This is a genomic window from Pisciglobus halotolerans (assembly GCF_900113675.1).
Taxonomy (GTDB): Bacteria; Bacillota; Bacilli; order Lactobacillales; family Carnobacteriaceae; genus Pisciglobus; species Pisciglobus halotolerans.
Window position 1 is genome coordinate 1 of record NZ_FOQE01000018.1, and the last position, 18,911, is coordinate 18,911.

An 18,911-nucleotide genomic window follows, 5' to 3' on the forward strand; every position below is an offset into this window, starting at 1 on the left:
AACACGTGAGCCAGCTTCTGCCGAATAGCATTCGTAATAAGAGCGGTCATAAGCCATTTGGCGGACTTTTCCACGTCTTAATTCGCGGGAGACGGTTGACTGATCTACCCCCAGTTCCAACGCCATTTTTGTCTGGCTCAGTTTTCCTTCTTTAGCCATTTCTTCGAGTCTCCCGCGTTGGATATCAGATAAGTGTTTAGCCTGTTTGCGTTTTATGTTAGAATGGTTATTAGTCATGTAGATACTCCTTACTTTGGTTTCGTCGCTTTAAAGTATACCGTATCTACATGGCTTTTTTATATTTTTTTCTTTATGCATTTCATTTTACAACTAACCGCAATGATTGGTTGGAAAAAAATTTCCGCATTTTTATGGGCAATATGTTCTACTTTTTATTCTTTTTGTTTTTTCAAAATTGACCAACGTTAAATATTGTAGAACCAAAAAATCTCCTTACTCATTCAAGAAGTTGAACGAGTAAGGAGATTGAATATCCTCGACGAAACGGAAGATAAGGGATTTGAACCCTTGCACGAATAGTATCCGTCTAACGGTTTTCGAGACCGTCCCCTTCAGCCGAACTTGGGTAATCTTCCACTAATAAAGCACATCTAAAAGTATAACGCTAGGCTGTCTTGTTGGCAACCTTAAATTCAAATAGGTTTTACTTTTTTGCTTTATCAAGTAGCTCTGGCGAGGCCATATGCGCTCTCAAAAGAGCCAAGCAAGCTTCATGATTATGCTGCCTAGCTGGACATTGATAACGGCCAAAAAAGATCAAACGATGATGTGCCTTTCCCCAGAGTTCTGCCGGAAGCTTTTTCATTAAGGTTTCCTCTACTTCCTTAACCGTAGCATGTTGAGCACAGATCCCTAAACGTTTTGTCACCCGTTCCACATGTGTATCCACTGCAATCGCTGAGATGCCAAAAGCTACGCTGATCACGACATTCGCTGACTTTCTTCCTACACCAGGAAGAGTGATCAATTCTTCTCTTGTTTTTGGTACTTCGCCGTCAAAATTCAGTACAATCTTTTCAGCAGTACCTTTGATGTACTTAGCCTTATTCCGGTATAATCCAATGGTTTTGATTTTTTCCATGATACTTTCTAATGGCGCCTGCATCAATGATTCAGGAGTAGGATAACTTTCAAAAAGGTCAGGTGTCACTTTATTTACAGCCGCATCAGTTGTCTGAGCACTAAGCATTACAGCAACCAGTAGCTCAAATGGATTTTTATGAACCAATTCACAATGTGCGTCTGGAAAGATATCTCCCATCGCTTCAATCACTTCAACAGTTGCTTTTTTCGACAGCATTTTCTCACTCTCCTATAAATTAGTCATTTTCTTCTAACCAATTATAAAGTGGAACATTCGGTCTATTGTCTGCATTACCACTATTTGTATTCTTTTGCTGAGGATTCGTTTGATAGGACCGTTTTTTATTTCCTTCTTGCATCACTTGAGCTTTAGTACGGATATTTTTCTTTTCCCAGCTTAATAATATGCGGTCTACATACTTTAAGTTATAAACTTGGCTTAAAACGGCTTCTCTCAAAGCCAGTTCAATGAGTTCGATTGAATAGTGATCTTCGTCTAGCCACATTCCGATCGTTTGAATTTCGATCGGAGAAAGTGGACGACCAAATTCAGCTTCAAATTGAGTAAACAGTTCTTTTTCTGAATGAGATTGTTGCATTTCTTTTTGTTTGACTTGATCTTGAGACAAATATTGTATGACTTTTTCCCATATTTGGTCTAAACGATAACTGTCGCGACTTTTTCCTTCACTATCCGTTTCTGTATGGATAAAGAGCAGTTTTTTTTGGGTAAGTTCATGTAGAAGATCAAAAACTTCTGCAGATGATAACTGCATTCGCTTCGCCAATTTTTCTATTTCTGGAAAATCATTACCAGCATCAATAAATGATTTAAGCTGGATCACAAAAATCAATTGTTTTTCAGTCAAACCAATTTGACGATAATACATGAGCAGTAGATTAGGGATCGTTGTATTTCCTGCTTTGATCCATTGTTTCAGTTCTTTCATTTTGATTACCCTCTCCTTTTCCAACTTTCACAAAAGGAAAATGGAGCTGAGACATGGTCACAACTCCTTTTCGTTTCATTACTTATTCTAATTGTAGAACAATGTAGATCGATTTATCCGTTTGATTATGGATAAATACGGTTTAACAAACGTGGGAATGGAATAGATTCTCTGACGTGTTCGATTCCAGCGATCCACGTGACTGTTCTTTCCAAACCTAGACCAAATCCAGCGTGTGGGACACTACCATATTTTCTTAAATCAAGGTACCATTCATAATCTTCTTCTTTAAGACCGAACTCATGGATTCGTTGTTTTAATTTTTCATAATCTTCTTCACGAACGCTTCCGCCGATAATCTCTCCATAACCTTCTGGCGCGATCATGTCGGCACAAAGCACAAGATCATCCCGTTCAGGATCTTGTTTCATGTAAAATGCTTTGATAGCTTTTGGATAGTTTAAAATAAGCACAGGTTTATCAAAATGATTTGCAATGAAGGTTTCTTCTGGAGAGCCAAAATCAATGCCCCATTCGACATCCTCAAAGCCATTTTTTTGCAATAAGTCTACAGCTTCATCATAACTAATTCGTGGATAAGGCAGTTGTGTATACTTTTCTAATACTTTGCGGTCTCGATTCAATACATGCAAAGCATGATCACAATGATCTAGTACGCCTTGAACAATATAAGCGACATACTTTTCTTGCATCTCTAAACTTTCTTCATGTGTAACAAAAGCCATTTCAGGTTCGATCATCCAGAATTCAATCAAATGTCTTCTCGTTTTTGATTTTTCAGCTCTAAATGTTGGACCAAATGAGAATACTTTTCCAAAAGCCATGACAGCTGCTTCCATATATAATTGTCCACTTTGTGATAGATAGGCATCTTGATCAAAATATTCTGTGTGGAATAATTCAGTTGTATCTTCAGCCGCACTTCCTGTTAAAATTGGAGGATCCACTTTGATGAACCCTTCTTTATTAAAGAATTCGTAAGTTGCACGAATCACTTCATTTCTAATTTGCATAATGGCATGTTGTTTAGATGAACGTAACCAAAGATGACGATGATCCATCAAGAAGTCTGTTCCATGCTCTTTAGGTGTAATCGGATAGCCTTCACTTTCGCCAACTACAGTGAGCTGATGGATATTGATTTCATAACCGAATTTAGAACGGCTGTCTTCTTGGATGGTTCCTCGAACCAGCACAGAAGTTTCTTGATTGATACTTTTTGCAAGGCTGAAGATTTCTTCATCAACTTCACTTTTTACGATCACACCTTGGAAATATGCTGAACCATCACGTATTTCTAGAAAAGCAATTTTTCCACTTGAGCGTTTATTTGCAACCCATCCGGAAATTTCAACTTCTTTTTCAACATAATTTTTCGAGTCTATAATTCTAATTCGATCCACGTTTCTTGTCTCCTTTTATATCAGAAATTTCTTATAATGTTAATATTGTATCGCAATCACAAGGAAAATGAAAATAGATTTCATATGTTTCCAATGTCTTTTATCCAGTCTCCAGTTTTCAAGGTGATAAAATAGTAACCAAGGCGGCCGTTATCTTGCTTATATGCTACCTCCCAAACAGGTACTTTTTCTTCGATCCCGATTCTAGCTGAAAGGATTTTTTTCGGCTTCTTAGCTTGGACAGTCAGCTGGATCGCCTGTTTTTTTGTGATGGTCTCATTTTGATTTAAAACCGTTGCTTTTCCATTTTTTTGATCAATGATAACAACTTTACCAGCACCTTCAGCTGTGTTGCCGACAACAGAAAAATAAGTCTTAGAACCATTGTACCAATAAAATTCTTTTACGTCTGTCACTCCTGCTTCTTTTTTCGCAACTGCAAGTGCTTCTTGCTTCGCTTCTTTATACGGAGATTGACCGATCGTATAAATAGAAATAGCGGACACAATAAGGGTAACCATCAAAATGATAGCTGTTAAAAAGATGCCTTTTTTCACTTTGTTTCCCTACTTTTTAAGTTTTTCATACTTTTTGCTTTTTACATTATACCAAAATTTCAAGGGTTATTCTTGACAAATATTCAAAATTTTATTTATTCTCTTAAAAATGTTCTGATTTCTTCTTGCATATTTTCAGCCGTCATTTCTTCCAGATGCAGCCCTTTCGGCATAGCGGACAGGATAGAACGACCGTATGTTGTCGATACAATTCGGTCATCTAGCAAAAGAAGGATGCCATTGTCCTTTTCTGAACGAATCAATCTTCCTAGTCCTTGTTTTAAACGTAAAGTAGCTTTTGGTAACGCTTCGGCCGCAAAAGGATGAAGGTGTTGTTTTTCTAGCCATTGGTATTTCGCTTTCACAAAAGGTCGATCAGGGGAGTCAAACGGTAATCGAGTAACAACTAAAACTTGTAAGGCTCTTCCAGGCAAGTCGACCCCTTCCCAGAAACTTGCAGCTCCTAGTAATATGCTGCCTTGAGACCTGAAAAAACGTTTCAACATTCTTTCCCGACTGCCCGAAATTCCTTGTGCTAACAGCTCTCTTCCTGAGAAGGCCGAGTTTCTTTGTAACTGATAATAAACACGCTGTAGCGTATCATATGATGTGAATAGTACTAAGACATTTTCAGTGGAATTCTGGCTAAGGAGTTCTAAATAATACACGATCATTTTTGCATATTGTTCTTTTGATAGAGATCGTATCGGTTTAAGATCTTTTGGAAGCCAAAAACGAACTTGTTTTTGATAATCATACGGTGAGTCAAGACAGAGTGTTTTTAAGTTATTTTCTCCTATTTGTTGTTCAAAAAAGAGAAAACTGTCATTAACTTGTAGTGTTGCTCCTGTATAGACAATAGAAGGTATTTTGTCTACTAACTCTTTTTTCAGTATTTGTGGATTGTCGATCCTGTTACAATAAATCGTAAAGCTGTTTTTTGGACTCTTTTCTTTAAAAGAAAACCATGTTACATATTGTTCATTTTTTTGTTTGAATGCAATCCTAAACAAATTATTTTGCTGCTGAAATTCATTTAACAAATCATAAAAGTCATTCAAAAGATATTGTTCACTAGAAGATAAAACTGTTTTTTCTTTCATCATTTTTTTAGTTATATTGCGGCTTAGATAAATGATTTCTTCCATCAAAGAAATCATTTTTTTGACTGATTTCTTAAAAGACACTGATTGAAAAGTTTCGGGATCAAAAAAAACGTCCGTGCTTTCTTGACCAGAAAAACGAATCTCTTTTTGATTTCGAGCTTCATGAAGCAAGTGATCAATAAAAAAAGACCATTCTTCGTTTAAAAAGTAACTCGTCATTTCTAAATGATCCAGAAAATGAGTGATGGGCTCTGTCATCCTGGAAGAAATGGCTTCAAACTGTCCAATAAAGCTTTTTTCATCGTCTTTTTTTCCAAGCCACTTAAATATTTTTTGCAATCGATAATATTTTAAAGATTCAGCTGTTGACTGGACAGCTACTTCTTCCAAATGATGCGCTTCATCTACGATCAATCGCTGAAGAGGCGGAAGTTCCTGTTGTTCTTTTATCAAGTCATGACATAAAAAAGCATGGTTTGTTACAATAATACTCGCTTTTTTCACTTGTTTGCGTGCATGAATATAAAAGTCATCTTCATACCATTTGTCTTCTTTAGCTTCATCGAGCCAACCACGATGTTTCACTTTATTCCAAAAAGCCTGCTCATAATTCGTCAGATTCAATTCATCCAAGTCACCTGTTGTGGTCTCTGTCAACCATACCAATACCCGCATCCGATACACAGCTTCTAATTTTTGCTCAATCGGTTCATTGAGCAAACTTTCAAATTTCATCAAATGAAGATAATGACTTTTGCTTTTCAAAACAGCTACTGATAATTCAAAAGGCAAAAGCGCACAAACTTGAGCAACATCTTTAGTCACCAGCTGCTTTTGCAGCAATGTTGTATACGTACTGATCACTATAGGATTTTCTTTGCTAGCCAGGTAAGCGGCTGGCAATAAATAACCGATTGTTTTTCCGACCCCTGTTGCTGCTTCAATAGCATAGTGCTTGGTCTCTTTTTTCGAAAAGTAACGATAGACCTCGTCCATCATTTGGACTTGCGGCTCTCTAATGGATAATGCTGAACCAAAAAGCCTTTTTTTATCTTCTAACGTTTCAGGAAAAGAAGGACGCTCATGAAAATCCTCTTGAGGGAGTGAACTGTTCTTTTTCTGAAGTGCTAATCCACTTTTGATGAAAAGATGATCAGGTAATGGCTTTACCTTTCTTTTCATTTCTGCAAGATGCATTAAAAAGAACTCCTGATTTTGCATAATACCATGTTGAGAGAGTTCAACTAATTTTTCCACCGTTACAAGCGGTAATGTTTCAACTTTTTCTGATAACAACAAAAATAGCTCTGCTGTTGCTAACGCATCGCTATCTGCTTGATGAGGTCGTTCATGTGTCAGCCCAAGACTAGCTACCAAGTCACCTAAACTAAAACTAGCTTCTGTCGGCAAAAGAATCTGCGCCAGTTCAACTGTATCCATTCCTTTCAGGGTTAAAGCTGGTAACCCACAACGTTCAAATTCATTTGAAAGAAAGGCGTAGTCAAATTGAATATTGTGTGCCACAAAAATGCACCCTTCTAACAGTTGAAAAAGTGTTGGGGCTACATCTTCAAAGTAAGGGGCTGCGGCAACAGACTGAGTCGTGATGCCAGTAAGATATTCAATTTCTTTCGGTATTTTTCTTGAAGGATTGATATCAATAGAGAACTGTTGGACAACTTTGTGATCCTCAACGAGTGCACAACCAAACTGAATAATGCGGTCGCCAGAGGAAACATTTCCACCCGTTGTTTCTATATCTACTACTGCATAGGTCGGTGTTTTCATCACAACGATTCACCTGTTTCTTTACATAGTTTACATCTCATCTATCATAACACGTATGTCCTGACAAATACTAGACAGGGTAGAAAAAGGAAAGCTATTTTTTGATGGATCCATCAAAAAATAGCTTTCAAAAAGTTTCTTAACGTTCTTCCTTTAACCAATTTAAAATCTGAATGGTTTCATTACCTACTTTTCCTTCCAACACGGCTTTTTCTGCTTTTTCCAAAAGTAAACCTATTTCTCTGCTAGGTTCGATCTTTAAAGAGGAGATCAAGTCATTACCAGTAATCGCCAATGCTTTTTTACTCTTGATCGGCAAGCTTTCATAGGTCTCTTTTACTTGAAGCGGATAAACGGGTATGCCAAAACTTTCAGCCATCTTCTCCACTTCAAGTGCAATTTCTAACCCTGTTTGATACAACTCCAAACGGTCTAACGAGCGATTCATGCGTACTTTTAGTGCTCGATAAGCTGTTTCGACTTGTTGAATTTCTTTACGAGAACACTTCCAAGCACGTAAAAAAGGTTCCACTTCCTCGCTCTTCACCTCTAAGTAAAAGAGCAAAAATGTCCATGCAGAAAGTGAAGTGCTGAGGTTCAGTTGGTTTTTAGCGAAAGCCTCCAGTGCCTTTTCATGATTTCTTAACCCAGGACAATATTTAAATAATCCAGTTTCGATAAAAATCAATAAGCCATTTTTTCTTCCTATGCCCATGAGCATTTTCAAAAATTCTACTTGAATCCGTTCGACAGCAATTTTTTCTAACAAAGCATGATTTTTTTCAATCGCTGCTATGGTTTCTTTTTCCATTTTGAAACCCAGCTGGCTGATAAATCTAACTGCTCGCATCATGCGCAAAGCATCTTCATGGAAACGTTCATGAGGAGAACCGACAGCTCGAATGACTTTGTTCGCTAAGTCTGTTTGTCCATCGAAATAATCAATAATATTACCTTTTTGGTCCATGGCAAGCGCATTTACAGTGAAGTCCCTTCTCTTTAAATCTTCTTTCAGAGAACGAACAAATGTCACCTCGTCTGGCCGTCTAAAGTCTTGGTAAGTTGATTCAGTCCGAAAAGTCGTAATTTCGTAGTGTTCGCCTTTCCATAAGACCATGACTGTTCCATGTTCAATGCCAACATCCACCGTTTTAGGAAAAATCGTTTTAATTTCTTCTGGAAGAGCGCTTGTTGCAATATCTACATCATTGATCGGTTGATGCAACAAAGTATCTCGAACACTGCCGCCGACAAAATAAGCTTCAAACCCTGCAGCTTCGATCTTGTGCATCACAGACAGTGCTTTTGTAAAAGGAGGAGCTAAAGAAATCATAACAAGTTTTCCAATCCATAAATAAGTGTTTTGACTTCCATCACTTTGCGACAACCTAGTGCCACTCCTGTCATGAACGAAGACCGGTCAAAAGAATCATGACGAATCGTTAATCCTTCCCCTGTGCTGCCGAATTGTACTTGTTGATGAGCCACCAATCCAGGAAGACGAACACTATGGATCTTCATTCCTTTATAGTCAGCACCTCTTGCACCTTCAAGGGTTTCTTTTTCATCAGGATGGCCTTGCTGATGAGTTCCTCTTTCTGCATAAATCATTTCTGCTGTTTTGATTGCAGTTCCGCTTGGCGCATCTAATTTTTGATCATGATGCATTTCAATAATTTCAACATCTGGGAAATATTGCGCTGCTTTCGCTGCAAACTGCATCATCAAAACGGCGCCAATAGCAAAGTTTGGAGCAATCAATCCCCCAACGGATTGGTCAGCTGCTAAAGTTTGCAATTCTTTTACTTCTGCTTCTTTAAAACCAGTAGTACCAACTACAGGACGAATACCATTTTTTAAAGCAAAACGCGTATTTTCATAGGCAGCGGCTGGAACAGTAAAATCGATCCAAACATCTGCTTGTGTCTTTTCGACAATATCTTCTTTGTTATGAAAAACAGGAATATCTACATCAGCAAATGCTGTCAATTCATTTAAATGATTTTCTTCAGCATACGGATCATAAACGCCTACTAATTCAAAATCCTCCGTATCCAAAACCATCTTTGTTGCTGTCGCACCCATTTTCCCTTTAAAACCTGCTACAATTATTTTCATCTTCTGCTTCTTCCTTTCTTTCAAAACGATTTTTATCTCGTTGGTTTATTTTTCCATTAATTGATGGAAAGCGGCTGTCCTATCTATATCTAAACGATTAGCCCTTAAAAGCAACAAAAACAACCTATCCCATTTCTGTTGTTAAGTCGAGCCATTTAGGCCAAGGGGGTGAAAAATAACTTACTTAAAATGGTTGGGTATACTTCTCCACTTCATGTTGCATTCTTTTAAGAACTTTTTTCACCGGATTCCTTCTTTCTTTTGTCCATTACGTCTATTTTCTCCTTTCCTTTCCAAAAAATCAAGAAAGAAACTGATGGAAACTATTTGTTTTGGATTGTTGAGAGAACGTTTGAGTTAGGTTACTATAAATAAAGGTCATAAGATGCATTTACTGCTTCTATTGACAAGTGAAAGGAGGAATAATTTGAAAATTCATCAAAAAATGATCAAAGATTTGTTGATCATCACCATTGGATGTGGCATTTATGGTTTTACATTAGTCAATGTTAACATGGCTAATCAACTAGCAGAGGGAGGCTTCACAGGGATTTCATTGATCTTGAATTCGCTTGTTCATATCGATCCTGCCTATTCCACTCTCTTTTTGAATATCCCTATGATCTTGATTGGATGGAAAATACTAGGTAATCAGTCTTTTTTTTATACCATTTTTGGCACCGTTATGCTTTCTGTCTCGTTATGGATTTGGCAAAGGATTCCAGTTTCTATTCCTTTGCATCATGATTTATTTATCGCCGCTATTCTAGCTGGCTTGGGAGGCGGAGTCGGAAGCGGACTCATTTATCGTGCTGGTGGGACTACTGGCGGCACGGATATTATTGCCCGCATTTTTGAAAAAAAGTTGGGTATTCCAATGGGCAGAACATTGCTGGCTTTTGATGTGCTCGTCCTCTTGGCTTCATTATCTTATATTGATTTGTCTCATATGATGTATACGTTGTTAGCTTCCTTTGTTTTCACCCAAATTATTGATTTTATCCAAGAAGGAGCTTACGCGGCAAAAGGGATTTTAGTTATTTCAGAAAATAGTGATGAAATAGCTGATAGCCTCCTTGAAACGCTTGGACGCGGCGTAACTTATTTGAAAGCAGAAGGTGCCTATTCTAAACAAGAAAAAAACATTATTTATTGTGTGATGAGTCCGCATGAGATCGTAACTGCAAAAACAATCATATCAGAAACAGATTCAAGTGCTTTTATTTCGATACTATCCGTTCATGAAGCATTAGGAGAAGGCTTTTCATACAATCCAAAACCAAGAAAGAAATTGTTCAAGTAGAAGTTTCGATTTTTTTACTCATCCAGATTCAGCATAAAAAGAAACGATTTTTCTCTTACCCCTGTTTGGAGATGAAGAACCTAATAAAAAAGGATACCGAACAATATAGGCGATGACCTTATTGTCCAGTATCCTTTTTATTGGAATGTTGTTTTTTAAACATTGCAACATACGCCACCTATTCGCCAGTTTTTTTATATGACTTAGTACATAAGTTACAAATCACTTTGTCTTTTTACTGTACGCTTCACTACATTGAATAACATCATTCTAACATTAAAGATTAGGCTTTTTTTGTTTTTCAGTTAGGTCTTTTTCAAGATCCTTCAGCTGAGAGGAAAGAGCAATAAAGTTTGCTTTATCCCCAGTTTCAAGCGCTTGATCAATACGATCAAGAAGTTTGTCTTTCTGATCTATTAACAGCAATTTTTCTAACGCATGATCTACTTCAATAGACAATTCAGGAGAAACTTGGTCATTCCACTTGTAATAAGGGTTGTCTTCCAGAATAGCTAAATATTGTTCGGTTTTCCAAGGGTCTCTAAAAATGAGCTCTAGATACATATCTTCACGCCAGTTTAAACGGACTTCATGAAAAGCTTGCTCAGGATCTGTAAATACTTTCCCATCTTTGTAAAAAAGAAAAGGATCATTTTCCATTCCAACAGTTGACATCATCATCCCACGCGGTGTTTTCTCAACGTCTTCAACAAAATGAACCTTGTTTAATACGATATCATGATTTAACAGATAATTCAGTATCCACATAGATTCTCTTCTTTTTAATTGATGACGATCTAGAAACCAACCGATAAAAGCTTTTTTAGCTTCTAATGTAATCTGGATACTCATAGGAAAAACCTCCTTGTCATCCCTTTGATACCATTATACCCTACTCTATTCGTCGTTACCATTGATTGATTCCAATAGTGTTACCATCTCTTCATCTGTTGGTTCCAATACTAAATAATCCCCTAAGACTTCTTTAATGATATCACGGTTTCCTTCTTCTCTTAAATAATCGATATATTCTCTTAAAAAGTCTGTATTTTGTCTGAATGATGGATAGGCTTTTTTATAGCCTGCTCCTGCAGCTTCATAATTTTCTAATCCATTATTTGCTTGTGCAAGGTTCCAGTAAAACTGAGGATCTACAACTTCTTCTTTTAGTTTTGCTTGGACCATAGCAATCGTTTCTTCATAGCGCTCTTGTTTCAACAACAGATTGGCGTATCCAAGCAGATAAACTGCATTGTCCGGCGCCAAAGTGATCGCTTCTTTAAAGTATTGTTCTGCTAACTCTTCATTTTCTAACTTGATGGCAATATTTGCACCTTGAAGATACAAGTCAGGATTATAACGATCATATTGCAACCCTTCTTGAATCACTTCCGCTGCTTTTTCTAAACGATTCTCTTCTTCAAGACCTACCGCCAAGTAAGGGTAAAGCGAAGTATAACTAGGATCCAGTTCTTTTAACTGGAATAAAGTTTCCACTGCTCTTTGATTATCTTTCTTTTGCAAATAAGTGAAACCAAGTTGAAACAGCGTATCTGTTTTTTCATCTTCTTCAATGCTTTGCTCCAAATAGAGGACTGCTTCGTCAAAATCGCCTAAAGCACTGTAAGCATTACCGTTGCGTCCAGCCAGATTGATGCCCGAGAACTCCGTATACCCTTTTTCCATCAACGCTTCATAACCGCGAATCGCTTGAGCATCTTTTCCCATGGCAAAATGCAGCTCAGCCAAAGCAAATTGAATGACAGGTTCATCTCCTAAAATGTCTTGTGCTTGTAGTAGTTTTTGCTCACTCACTTCATACAATCCCTGTACAAAATACATATCCGCTTGAACCATTAAAGATTGAGGATAAGCTTGGCTTGTTTCTCCTATTTGGCTTAGCCATTCCATCGCCTGATCAACATCGTCTTCTTCAATGGCTATTTCAGCCAAACTGATTTTCAACTCATCATTATACGGATCAGCATTCAATAATTGTAAGTCGATTGTTCTTGTTTCTTTTAAAAAACCTAACTCATATAAAGAATCTGCTAAGAGGTAAAGCTCTTCTTTGTTATCGTGCTGTAAAGCCAGGTTAAACTCTGCTGTTGCCTGTTCTAATTGTTTATCTTGCAAAAACTGGATCATTTTTTGTCCATGAGACATATCCAAAACCTCTTTCGCTCTATAATTCTTGAGATCGTGCAAACTTCTTCTCTCTTCATTTGTTATTTCCTTATTATAGCATATTTTGCCTTTAAGCAAAAATATGTATTCGTCGTCAACAGAGCCCATTAACGAGTGAAAAAAAGCTTGTGCGTTTATGCTGACAGTGTTTTACATTTTTGATTCTCTTTGTTTTTTTTTTTGAAATGAGCGATGATATTCGCTGGGCAGATCCTTCTCATTTGCATTGAACTTGATTTATATCCTGCATTTTAGCGAAATGGTACAGAGCAAACAGAACGAGACGTTGCGACGAGTATTTTTTCTTATTTCATACGAACCTGCAGCTCCTTAGTAGCCTTCGTATTTTTATACAAGATAAGGTTGGCAAATTGAATGAGCAGAACGTTCTCCTATCAGATCGACTTAAACCTGTTTTATTCATTTTAAGACGTCGAAATAATAGTTGATTAAGAACATTATTTTTAATCTCCTTTCAGTTTCTTGATATCTTTTTTATGATTCAATTTATCTTCTGTAAGTCCGTCAATAATCATTTTGAATTTTTCATTCTCTCCGTTCTTTTTAGCCAATGCCGCTTCTAATTCTTTAATGCGTACATCTAGTCTTTCTATTTCTTTAAATGCTCTATCTAATAAATCTATCTCTCTTTTTTCCTTAGCACTTTTTCGGGTAAAGAAAGCTGACAATAAACCAGTTGCTCCTCCACCGCCAATTAGTAGTCCAATCAGCCATTCAATACTCATACTCGTCGCTTCCTTTTAACATCATGCATTAACTCCTTTTATTTTGTCAGTCGATCTTTTTTTCTCCAGATACAAAAACATTCTATTTCTTAGAGCTTGAATTTTTTTATCTTTTTCCCTTCTAACGAGCAAACAAATTTTAAGCTAATTTAAAAGCTTTGCGTTGACTGTAAATAGCTTTTATGCTAATATTTATCCATAACAAATAAGCGTAAAAATAGCTTATGAACAAACGTTGAAAAACTTAGGTAAAAGCATTTTTATTGGCTTATCCGTTAACAAACTAGCTTATGAATATAGTATAGTAGCATTTAAGTTATTTATCAACTAAAAATGACTTAAATATTACCATCTGGTTTGTAAGCTTTTGAAAGGTGATACTAATGGGAACTGTACAACGAATAAAAGACTTAGCTGACGCAAAACAGACTACGTTTGCAGAAATTGAACGCAAAATCGGGATATCTAATGGGCAGATCCGTAGATGGGATAAAGTCTCTCCTAAAGCTGAGAATATAAAAAAAGTAGCAGATTATTTTGATGTCTCAGTAGATTATTTATTGGGACGGACAGAAAAGGCACTTCCTACTAAAAAACAACAATCTACGGATTTAGATGAAATATTAGATGGCATGATGAGTTTTGACGGAAAACCTATGACTGATCATGATAGGGAAGCGATTCGTGCTTATCTTCAAGGAAGATTCAGCAACAAGTGAGGTGGCCTATATGGATAGCATTTATACTTTACTCAAAGATAATGGAATTGAATTAGTCATGATCAAACTCGAAAAAAATGGTTACTATAATTCAAAGTTAAAAATGATGTTTGTTAACCAAGAATTAAATGAAGAAAAACAAAAGGAAGTCATTCTTCACGAGTTAGGGCACGCATTAAATCATAAAGACTCCTCAATTCTATATAATAATCCTGTTTATCGATCTAAGATGGAGAACGAAGCCACAGGTTATATGTTAGATTACCTCATAAACGAATCGGATGGACAATTTAATTATTCTGATGTTTTGGAGAAATTGAAATTAGGATTAGGCTGGGAATGTAAATTAAAATAGAACAAACTCTAGATCTGTTTGAATAGTTGTAAAACTGCAGGAGAATCACAAGTAACTGTCAATACGCTGAATTTTTTGAAGTGTTCTCGCATGAATTTGTTGTGAACAACTAGAAGCGAGTGATTTATAAAAATTGCTCCTTTTTTGCCCCTTTTAAAAATGAATATTCTCAAAACATAATAAAAACCCTTGACGAATCAAGGGTTTTTACATTTAAATTATTTAACTGCATCTTTAAGTGCTTTACCTGGTTTGAATGCAGGTACTTTACTTGCAGCGATTTCGATTTCATCCCCTGTTTGAGGGTTACGACCTTTACGTGCTGCACGATCACGTACTTCAAAGTTACCAAATCCAATGATTTGTACTTTTTCACCATTACTCAAAGACTCTTGAATAGATTCAAATACTGCATCAACTGCTGTAGTTGCATCTTTTTTAGTTAGTCCTGTTTTTTCAGCAACGTTTTCGATTAATTGTGCTTTGTTAGCCATTTATATTTCACCTCCTCGAACAGAAGAATCGATGTTCGTTAAGTAAATAAACATCAACTGCTATTTTTGAGTGGTCCAAAAACAACAGCGTAGTGAAATGAAATTCGTTTATTTAAATGACATTTCATTTAAAAAGATATCACACAAATGCTGATACTGCAATGATTTTTAAGCTTTTTAAGGAAAATTTCAAAGCAAATTCGATAAAATGATAAAAAAGTTGAAGTTCTATATGAACTGTGTTAAAATGCTTTCTTTTTTTATTTTCTTTTCCGTGTGACGACACGAATCGGCGTGCCTTCAAAGTCAAAAGTATCACGAATCCGATTTTCTAAATAACGGGCATAAGAGAAATGCATCAGTTCAGGATCATTAACAAATACAACAAAAGTTGGTGGTTTAATCGCTACTTGTGTTGTGTAGTAAATTTTCAATCTTCTGCCTTTGTCTGTAGGCGTTGGATTCATCGCTACAGCATCTAAAATCACTTCGTTAAGCGTTGAAGACTGGATCCGCAGTTTTTGGTTGCGGCTTACTTTTTCAATCAATGCAGGTAACTGATTGAGTCGTTGCTTGGTCAATGCTGAAACAAACAAAATAGGCGCATAGCTCAAATAAGCAAATTCATGTCGAATGTCTTCTTCAAACTTCTTCAGTGTGTTGGTATCCTTCTCAATGGCATCCCATTTATTGACTAGGATGATCACACCTTTACCAGCTTCATGTGCATAGCCGGCTACCTTTTTATCTTGCTCACGAATGCCTTCTTCAGCGTTCAACACCATCACGACCACATCGGAACGTTCAATCGCTCTTAAGGCTCTTAACACACTATATTTTTCAGTATTTTCGTAAACTTTTCCTTTTTTGCGGATCCCTGCTGTATCGATCATGACAAATTCTGATCCACTTGCAGCTGTAAAAGAAGTATCAATCGCATCACGAGTCGTTCCGGCTACATTTGAAACGATGACACGTTCTTCACCTAAAAGAGCATTGATCAAAGAAGATTTCCCTACATTTGGTCTTCCAATAAAGCTGAACTTAATGATTGATTCATCTTCATCTGCTTCCTGTTCTGAAGGAAAATAACTAATAGCTTTATCTAAAAGATCTCCAAGTCCTAAACCATGACTTCCAGAAACAGGATAAGGTTCTCCCAATCCAAGTGCGTAAAAATCAAAAATATCTGTTCTCATTTCTGGATTGTCTACCTTATTGACAGCCAATAAAACTGGTTTATTGCTGCGATATAACATTTGTGCAACTTGTTCATCTGCATCTGTTAATCTTTCTCTAACGCTTGTAATAAAGATAATAACATCAGCTTCTTCGATGGCAATTTCTGCTTGTTGTTTAATTTGTTCTAAAAATGGTTCATCACCGATATCGATCCCACCTGTATCGATGACACTAAATTCTTTCCCAAGCCATTCGGCCGGTGCATAAATGCGGTCTCTTGTTACACCTGAGACGTCTTCCACGATTGAAATACGGTCACCGACAATACGGTTAAAAATGGTAGATTTTCCAACGTTTGGACGACCAACAATGGCGATAACTGGTTTTGCCATAATGGTTGCCTCCTATCTTAAAAATTTCCTTATCTTAGTTTATGCAACTTGTTACAAACTTGCAACTCTTTTTTGTCTTATTCCCTTATAAATGAAAAAAAATTGTCACTTTTCCTATATAAATCTTTTTTATTTTGCTTTTTTTTAGGTTGCCAATCATTTTATGAACGCATTCATGGCAATTCCCATCATCTTTTTAAAATGAGCTTTAAGTCACCAAAAAAAGAGGGATGCAGCACCTATAACGGAACCACATGCCCTCAAACTAGAAGTGCTTTTAGCACTACATTCTTTTATGCTAATGTTTAGCTCGTGTTAAAAGTTATAACAAGCTTTGTTTCCTGCTCCAACTAGTTTATCTGACAGAAAACTGATTATTTTTCTTCGTCAGAAGATTCATCTGATAAATCAGATAGTTGGTCGCCGATTAAATCGCCTAAAGTAAACCCTGTTTCTTCTTCATCAAGCTCGACTGGTGCTTTAGTTTCAGGTTTTCTTTCTTGCTTACGTTCAGGTCTTTCTTCCAAAGCTTTGATACTTAATGACAAACGTTGTTCATCTGGGTTAACGCTCAATACTTTCACTTTGATTTGATCTCCTACTGATAAAACTTCATGAGGAGTAGCAATGTGATTATGTGAAATTTGAGAAATGTGAACGAGACCTTCAACGCCTGGGAAAACTTCTACAAAAGCGCCAAAACTAGTCAAACGTTTAACCGTTCCTTCAAGCACTGTTCCTTCAGGAGCACGTTCTTCAATGTTTTCCCAAGGTCCAGGAAGTGTATCTTTAATAGATAATGAAATGCGGCCTTCTTCTTTATCTACTGATAAGATTTTAACATTGACTTCTTCACCGACAGTTAGAACATCTGAAGGATGGTTAACATGTTCATATGAAATTTGAGAAATATGAACCAATCCGTCTACTCCGCCTAGATCGATGAATGCACCGAAGTTCGTTAAGCGAGCAACTGTTCCTGTAACCGTTTCTCCTTCAACTAAACGTTCTAATGCTTCTTCTTTTTTCGCTTCGTTTTCTTGTTCTACAACTGCTTTGTGAGAAAGAATCAAGCGATTTTCACTTGGTTCGATTTCAATGATTTTAAAGGATAATGTTTTACCTTTATAAGCAGAGAAATCATCAACATAATGAACTTCTACCATAGAAGCAGGTACAAATCCACGTACACCCACATCAACAACCAAGCCGCCTTTTACAACATTTGTAACAGGTGCTTCGATGATGCGGCCTTCTTCATAATCATTTTGGATATTTTCCCAAACTTTTTTAGCATCAATACGGCGTTTAGACAACAAGTAGCTGCCATTTTCTTTATCCTTGATTTCTTTGATAACAACCAAATCAAGTGTATCGCCCACATTTACAACATCTGTCACTTTTTCAAAAGGAGATGCAGATAATTCATTGTGAGGAATTACACCTTCAAGACCGCCACCCAATCCAACGATTGCTTGTTTATTTTCGTCGATGGCCAATACTTCTCCTTGGACAACATCGCCAATATTGATTTCTTCAACGTCTTTCATTACGTCAGACATTGATTGTTGTTCTTCTAATTCGTGCATATTTTCATTTTCAGTCATCTTACTTCCTCCTATTAGCCAAATAAATCCTATATGTCTTATTCTAACGAATTTATTAAGATAATGCTACCAAAACGGCTTTTTTATCTTGAAATTTATTCTTGTTCTTGTTTTTTTTCAATGATTCCTTTAATTTTTTCAACAACTTCTAAAATGGAGAGATTCGTTGTATCGATCAAAATGGCATCTTCCGCTTGTACCAATGGAGATACTTGTCGATGAGCATCTTTATAATCCCGCTCTTCGATTTCTTTTTGCAAAACCAGCAGTGGTGTCTCGATCCCCTTTGATAGATTCTCTTTATAGCGACGTTCAGCTCTTTCTGCGGCACTGGCGACCATAAAAATTTTCACTTCGGCATTTGGTAAAACAGCTGTGCCGATATCTCGACCATCCATCACAACTCCGCCATCTTCAGCAATTTCTTGCTGGCGCCGAACAAGGTCTTCTCTAATTTTTTTATGAGCAGATACTGCTGAGACTTGGTTGGTAACGTCTGGTTGGCGAATCTCTTCCGTTACATCTTCGCCATTGACAAAGACGCTTTGCTGTTCTTTACCGGCCTTAAATGAAATAGTCATTTCTTTTAGTAATGCCGCAAGAGCTTCTTCATTAGCCGGGTCTATATTCTTTTTTATTGCTGCATAGGTTAAAGATCTATACATCGCCCCTGTATCACAATAAATATAGTTCAAATCTTTTGCGATCAACTTGGCGATTGTGCTTTTTCCAGCCGAAGCTGGACCATCAATAGCGATTTTCAACTGACTTACCACTTACATTCCTACTTTCCTATCTAAAAATGAATCAGAAAAGAATAACGAGTTGTCTATTCTTCTTTGATCACTATCATCATTATACACGAAAAAGCTGAGAGAT

The 18,911-nt window shown here is 36.8% G+C and carries 18 protein-coding genes and 1 tRNA gene; 3 read left to right on the forward strand and 16 right to left on the reverse strand.

Features of this window, described 5'->3' with window-relative positions; genetic code table 11:
- The 9 genes from BM057_RS06980 to dapB all read right to left on the reverse strand — a co-directional run.
- Positions 1–237: helix-turn-helix domain-containing protein (locus tag BM057_RS06980; RefSeq protein ID WP_143074483.1), on the reverse strand; the 237-nt coding region annotated here is incomplete at its 3' end.
- Between the two features lie 268 nt (positions 238–505).
- Positions 506–596, reverse strand: a tRNA-Ser gene (locus BM057_RS06985).
- Between the two features lie 68 nt (positions 597–664).
- A complete protein-coding gene (gene nth, locus BM057_RS06990) occupies positions 665–1,321 on the reverse strand; it encodes an endonuclease III (RefSeq protein WP_092092458.1) in 657 nt (218 codons plus the stop codon).
- A gap of 19 nt (positions 1,322–1,340) precedes the next feature.
- On the reverse strand, positions 1,341–2,054 hold the full coding sequence (locus BM057_RS06995) for a DnaD domain-containing protein (RefSeq protein WP_092092460.1): 714 nt from the start codon (positions 2,052–2,054) through the stop codon (positions 1,341–1,343).
- Between the two features lie 125 nt (positions 2,055–2,179).
- Positions 2,180–3,478 carry an asparagine--tRNA ligase gene (gene asnS / locus BM057_RS07000; protein ID WP_092092462.1) on the reverse strand — a complete coding sequence of 433 codons (1,299 nt, stop codon included), beginning with the start codon at positions 3,476–3,478 and terminating at the stop codon, positions 2,180–2,182.
- An 80-nt stretch (positions 3,479–3,558) separates the two neighbouring features.
- Positions 3,559–4,035, reverse strand: coding sequence for a cell wall elongation regulator TseB-like domain-containing protein (locus tag BM057_RS07005; protein ID WP_092092464.1), 477 nt, complete (start codon positions 4,033–4,035; stop codon positions 3,559–3,561).
- 95 nt (positions 4,036–4,130) lie between these two features.
- The gene (dinG, locus tag BM057_RS07010; RefSeq protein ID WP_245741869.1) at positions 4,131–6,929 is read right to left on the reverse strand and encodes an ATP-dependent DNA helicase DinG; all 2,799 of its coding nucleotides are present in this window, start codon (positions 6,927–6,929) and stop codon (positions 4,131–4,133) included.
- Between the two features lie 139 nt (positions 6,930–7,068).
- Positions 7,069–8,262, reverse strand: coding sequence for a CCA tRNA nucleotidyltransferase (locus BM057_RS07015; protein WP_092092503.1), 1,194 nt, complete (start codon positions 8,260–8,262; stop codon positions 7,069–7,071).
- Complete coding sequence (gene dapB, locus BM057_RS07020; protein ID WP_092092468.1) at positions 8,259–9,047, reverse strand: 4-hydroxy-tetrahydrodipicolinate reductase; 789 nt, start codon at positions 9,045–9,047, stop codon at positions 8,259–8,261. Before dapB ends, BM057_RS07015 begins: the two co-directional genes overlap by 4 nt.
- Positions 9,048–9,492: 445 nt before the next feature.
- Here dapB and BM057_RS07025 point away from each other — a divergent pair, with 445 nt between their 5' ends.
- Entirely contained in the window at positions 9,493–10,350 is an 858-nt protein-coding gene (locus BM057_RS07025; protein WP_092092505.1) for a YitT family protein, read from the forward strand.
- Between the two features lie 276 nt (positions 10,351–10,626).
- Here the strand turns inward: BM057_RS07025 and BM057_RS07030 are convergent, their stop codons facing one another.
- From BM057_RS07030 to BM057_RS07040, 3 genes are all read right to left on the reverse strand, one after another.
- Positions 10,627–11,202 carry a ReoY family proteolytic degradation factor gene (locus tag BM057_RS07030; protein WP_092092470.1) on the reverse strand — a complete coding sequence of 192 codons (576 nt, stop codon included), beginning with the start codon at positions 11,200–11,202 and terminating at the stop codon, positions 10,627–10,629.
- A gap of 45 nt (positions 11,203–11,247) precedes the next feature.
- Entirely contained in the window at positions 11,248–12,516 is a 1,269-nt protein-coding gene (locus BM057_RS07035) for a tetratricopeptide repeat protein (protein ID WP_092092472.1), read from the reverse strand.
- Between the two features lie 485 nt (positions 12,517–13,001).
- Positions 13,002–13,283: a hypothetical protein gene (locus BM057_RS07040; RefSeq protein WP_047391540.1), complete on the reverse strand. Its 282-nt coding sequence runs from the start codon at positions 13,281–13,283 to the stop codon at positions 13,002–13,004.
- 383 nt (positions 13,284–13,666) lie between these two features.
- Between BM057_RS07040 and BM057_RS07045 the strand changes: the two genes are divergently transcribed.
- Positions 13,667–14,002 carry a helix-turn-helix domain-containing protein gene (locus BM057_RS07045; RefSeq protein WP_092092474.1) on the forward strand — a complete coding sequence of 112 codons (336 nt, stop codon included), beginning with the start codon at positions 13,667–13,669 and terminating at the stop codon, positions 14,000–14,002.
- A 10-nt stretch (positions 14,003–14,012) separates the two neighbouring features.
- On the forward strand, positions 14,013–14,357 hold the full coding sequence (locus tag BM057_RS07050; RefSeq protein WP_092092475.1) for an ImmA/IrrE family metallo-endopeptidase: 345 nt from the start codon (positions 14,013–14,015) through the stop codon (positions 14,355–14,357).
- A gap of 218 nt (positions 14,358–14,575) precedes the next feature.
- On the opposite strand, the gene BM057_RS07055 is transcribed toward BM057_RS07050, so the two are convergent.
- From BM057_RS07055 to cmk, 4 genes are all read right to left on the reverse strand, one after another.
- Positions 14,576–14,851, reverse strand: coding sequence for an HU family DNA-binding protein (locus tag BM057_RS07055; RefSeq protein ID WP_047391532.1), 276 nt, complete (start codon positions 14,849–14,851; stop codon positions 14,576–14,578).
- A gap of 260 nt (positions 14,852–15,111) precedes the next feature.
- A complete protein-coding gene (gene der, locus BM057_RS07060) occupies positions 15,112–16,425 on the reverse strand; it encodes a ribosome biogenesis GTPase Der (protein WP_092092477.1) in 1,314 nt (437 codons plus the stop codon).
- A gap of 374 nt (positions 16,426–16,799) precedes the next feature.
- On the reverse strand, positions 16,800–18,032 hold the full coding sequence (rpsA, locus tag BM057_RS07065) for a 30S ribosomal protein S1 (RefSeq protein WP_047391526.1): 1,233 nt from the start codon (positions 18,030–18,032) through the stop codon (positions 16,800–16,802).
- 95 nt (positions 18,033–18,127) lie between these two features.
- Entirely contained in the window at positions 18,128–18,808 is a 681-nt protein-coding gene (gene cmk, locus BM057_RS07070; protein WP_047391525.1) for a (d)CMP kinase, read from the reverse strand.
- Between the last annotated feature and the right edge of the window lie 103 nt (positions 18,809–18,911).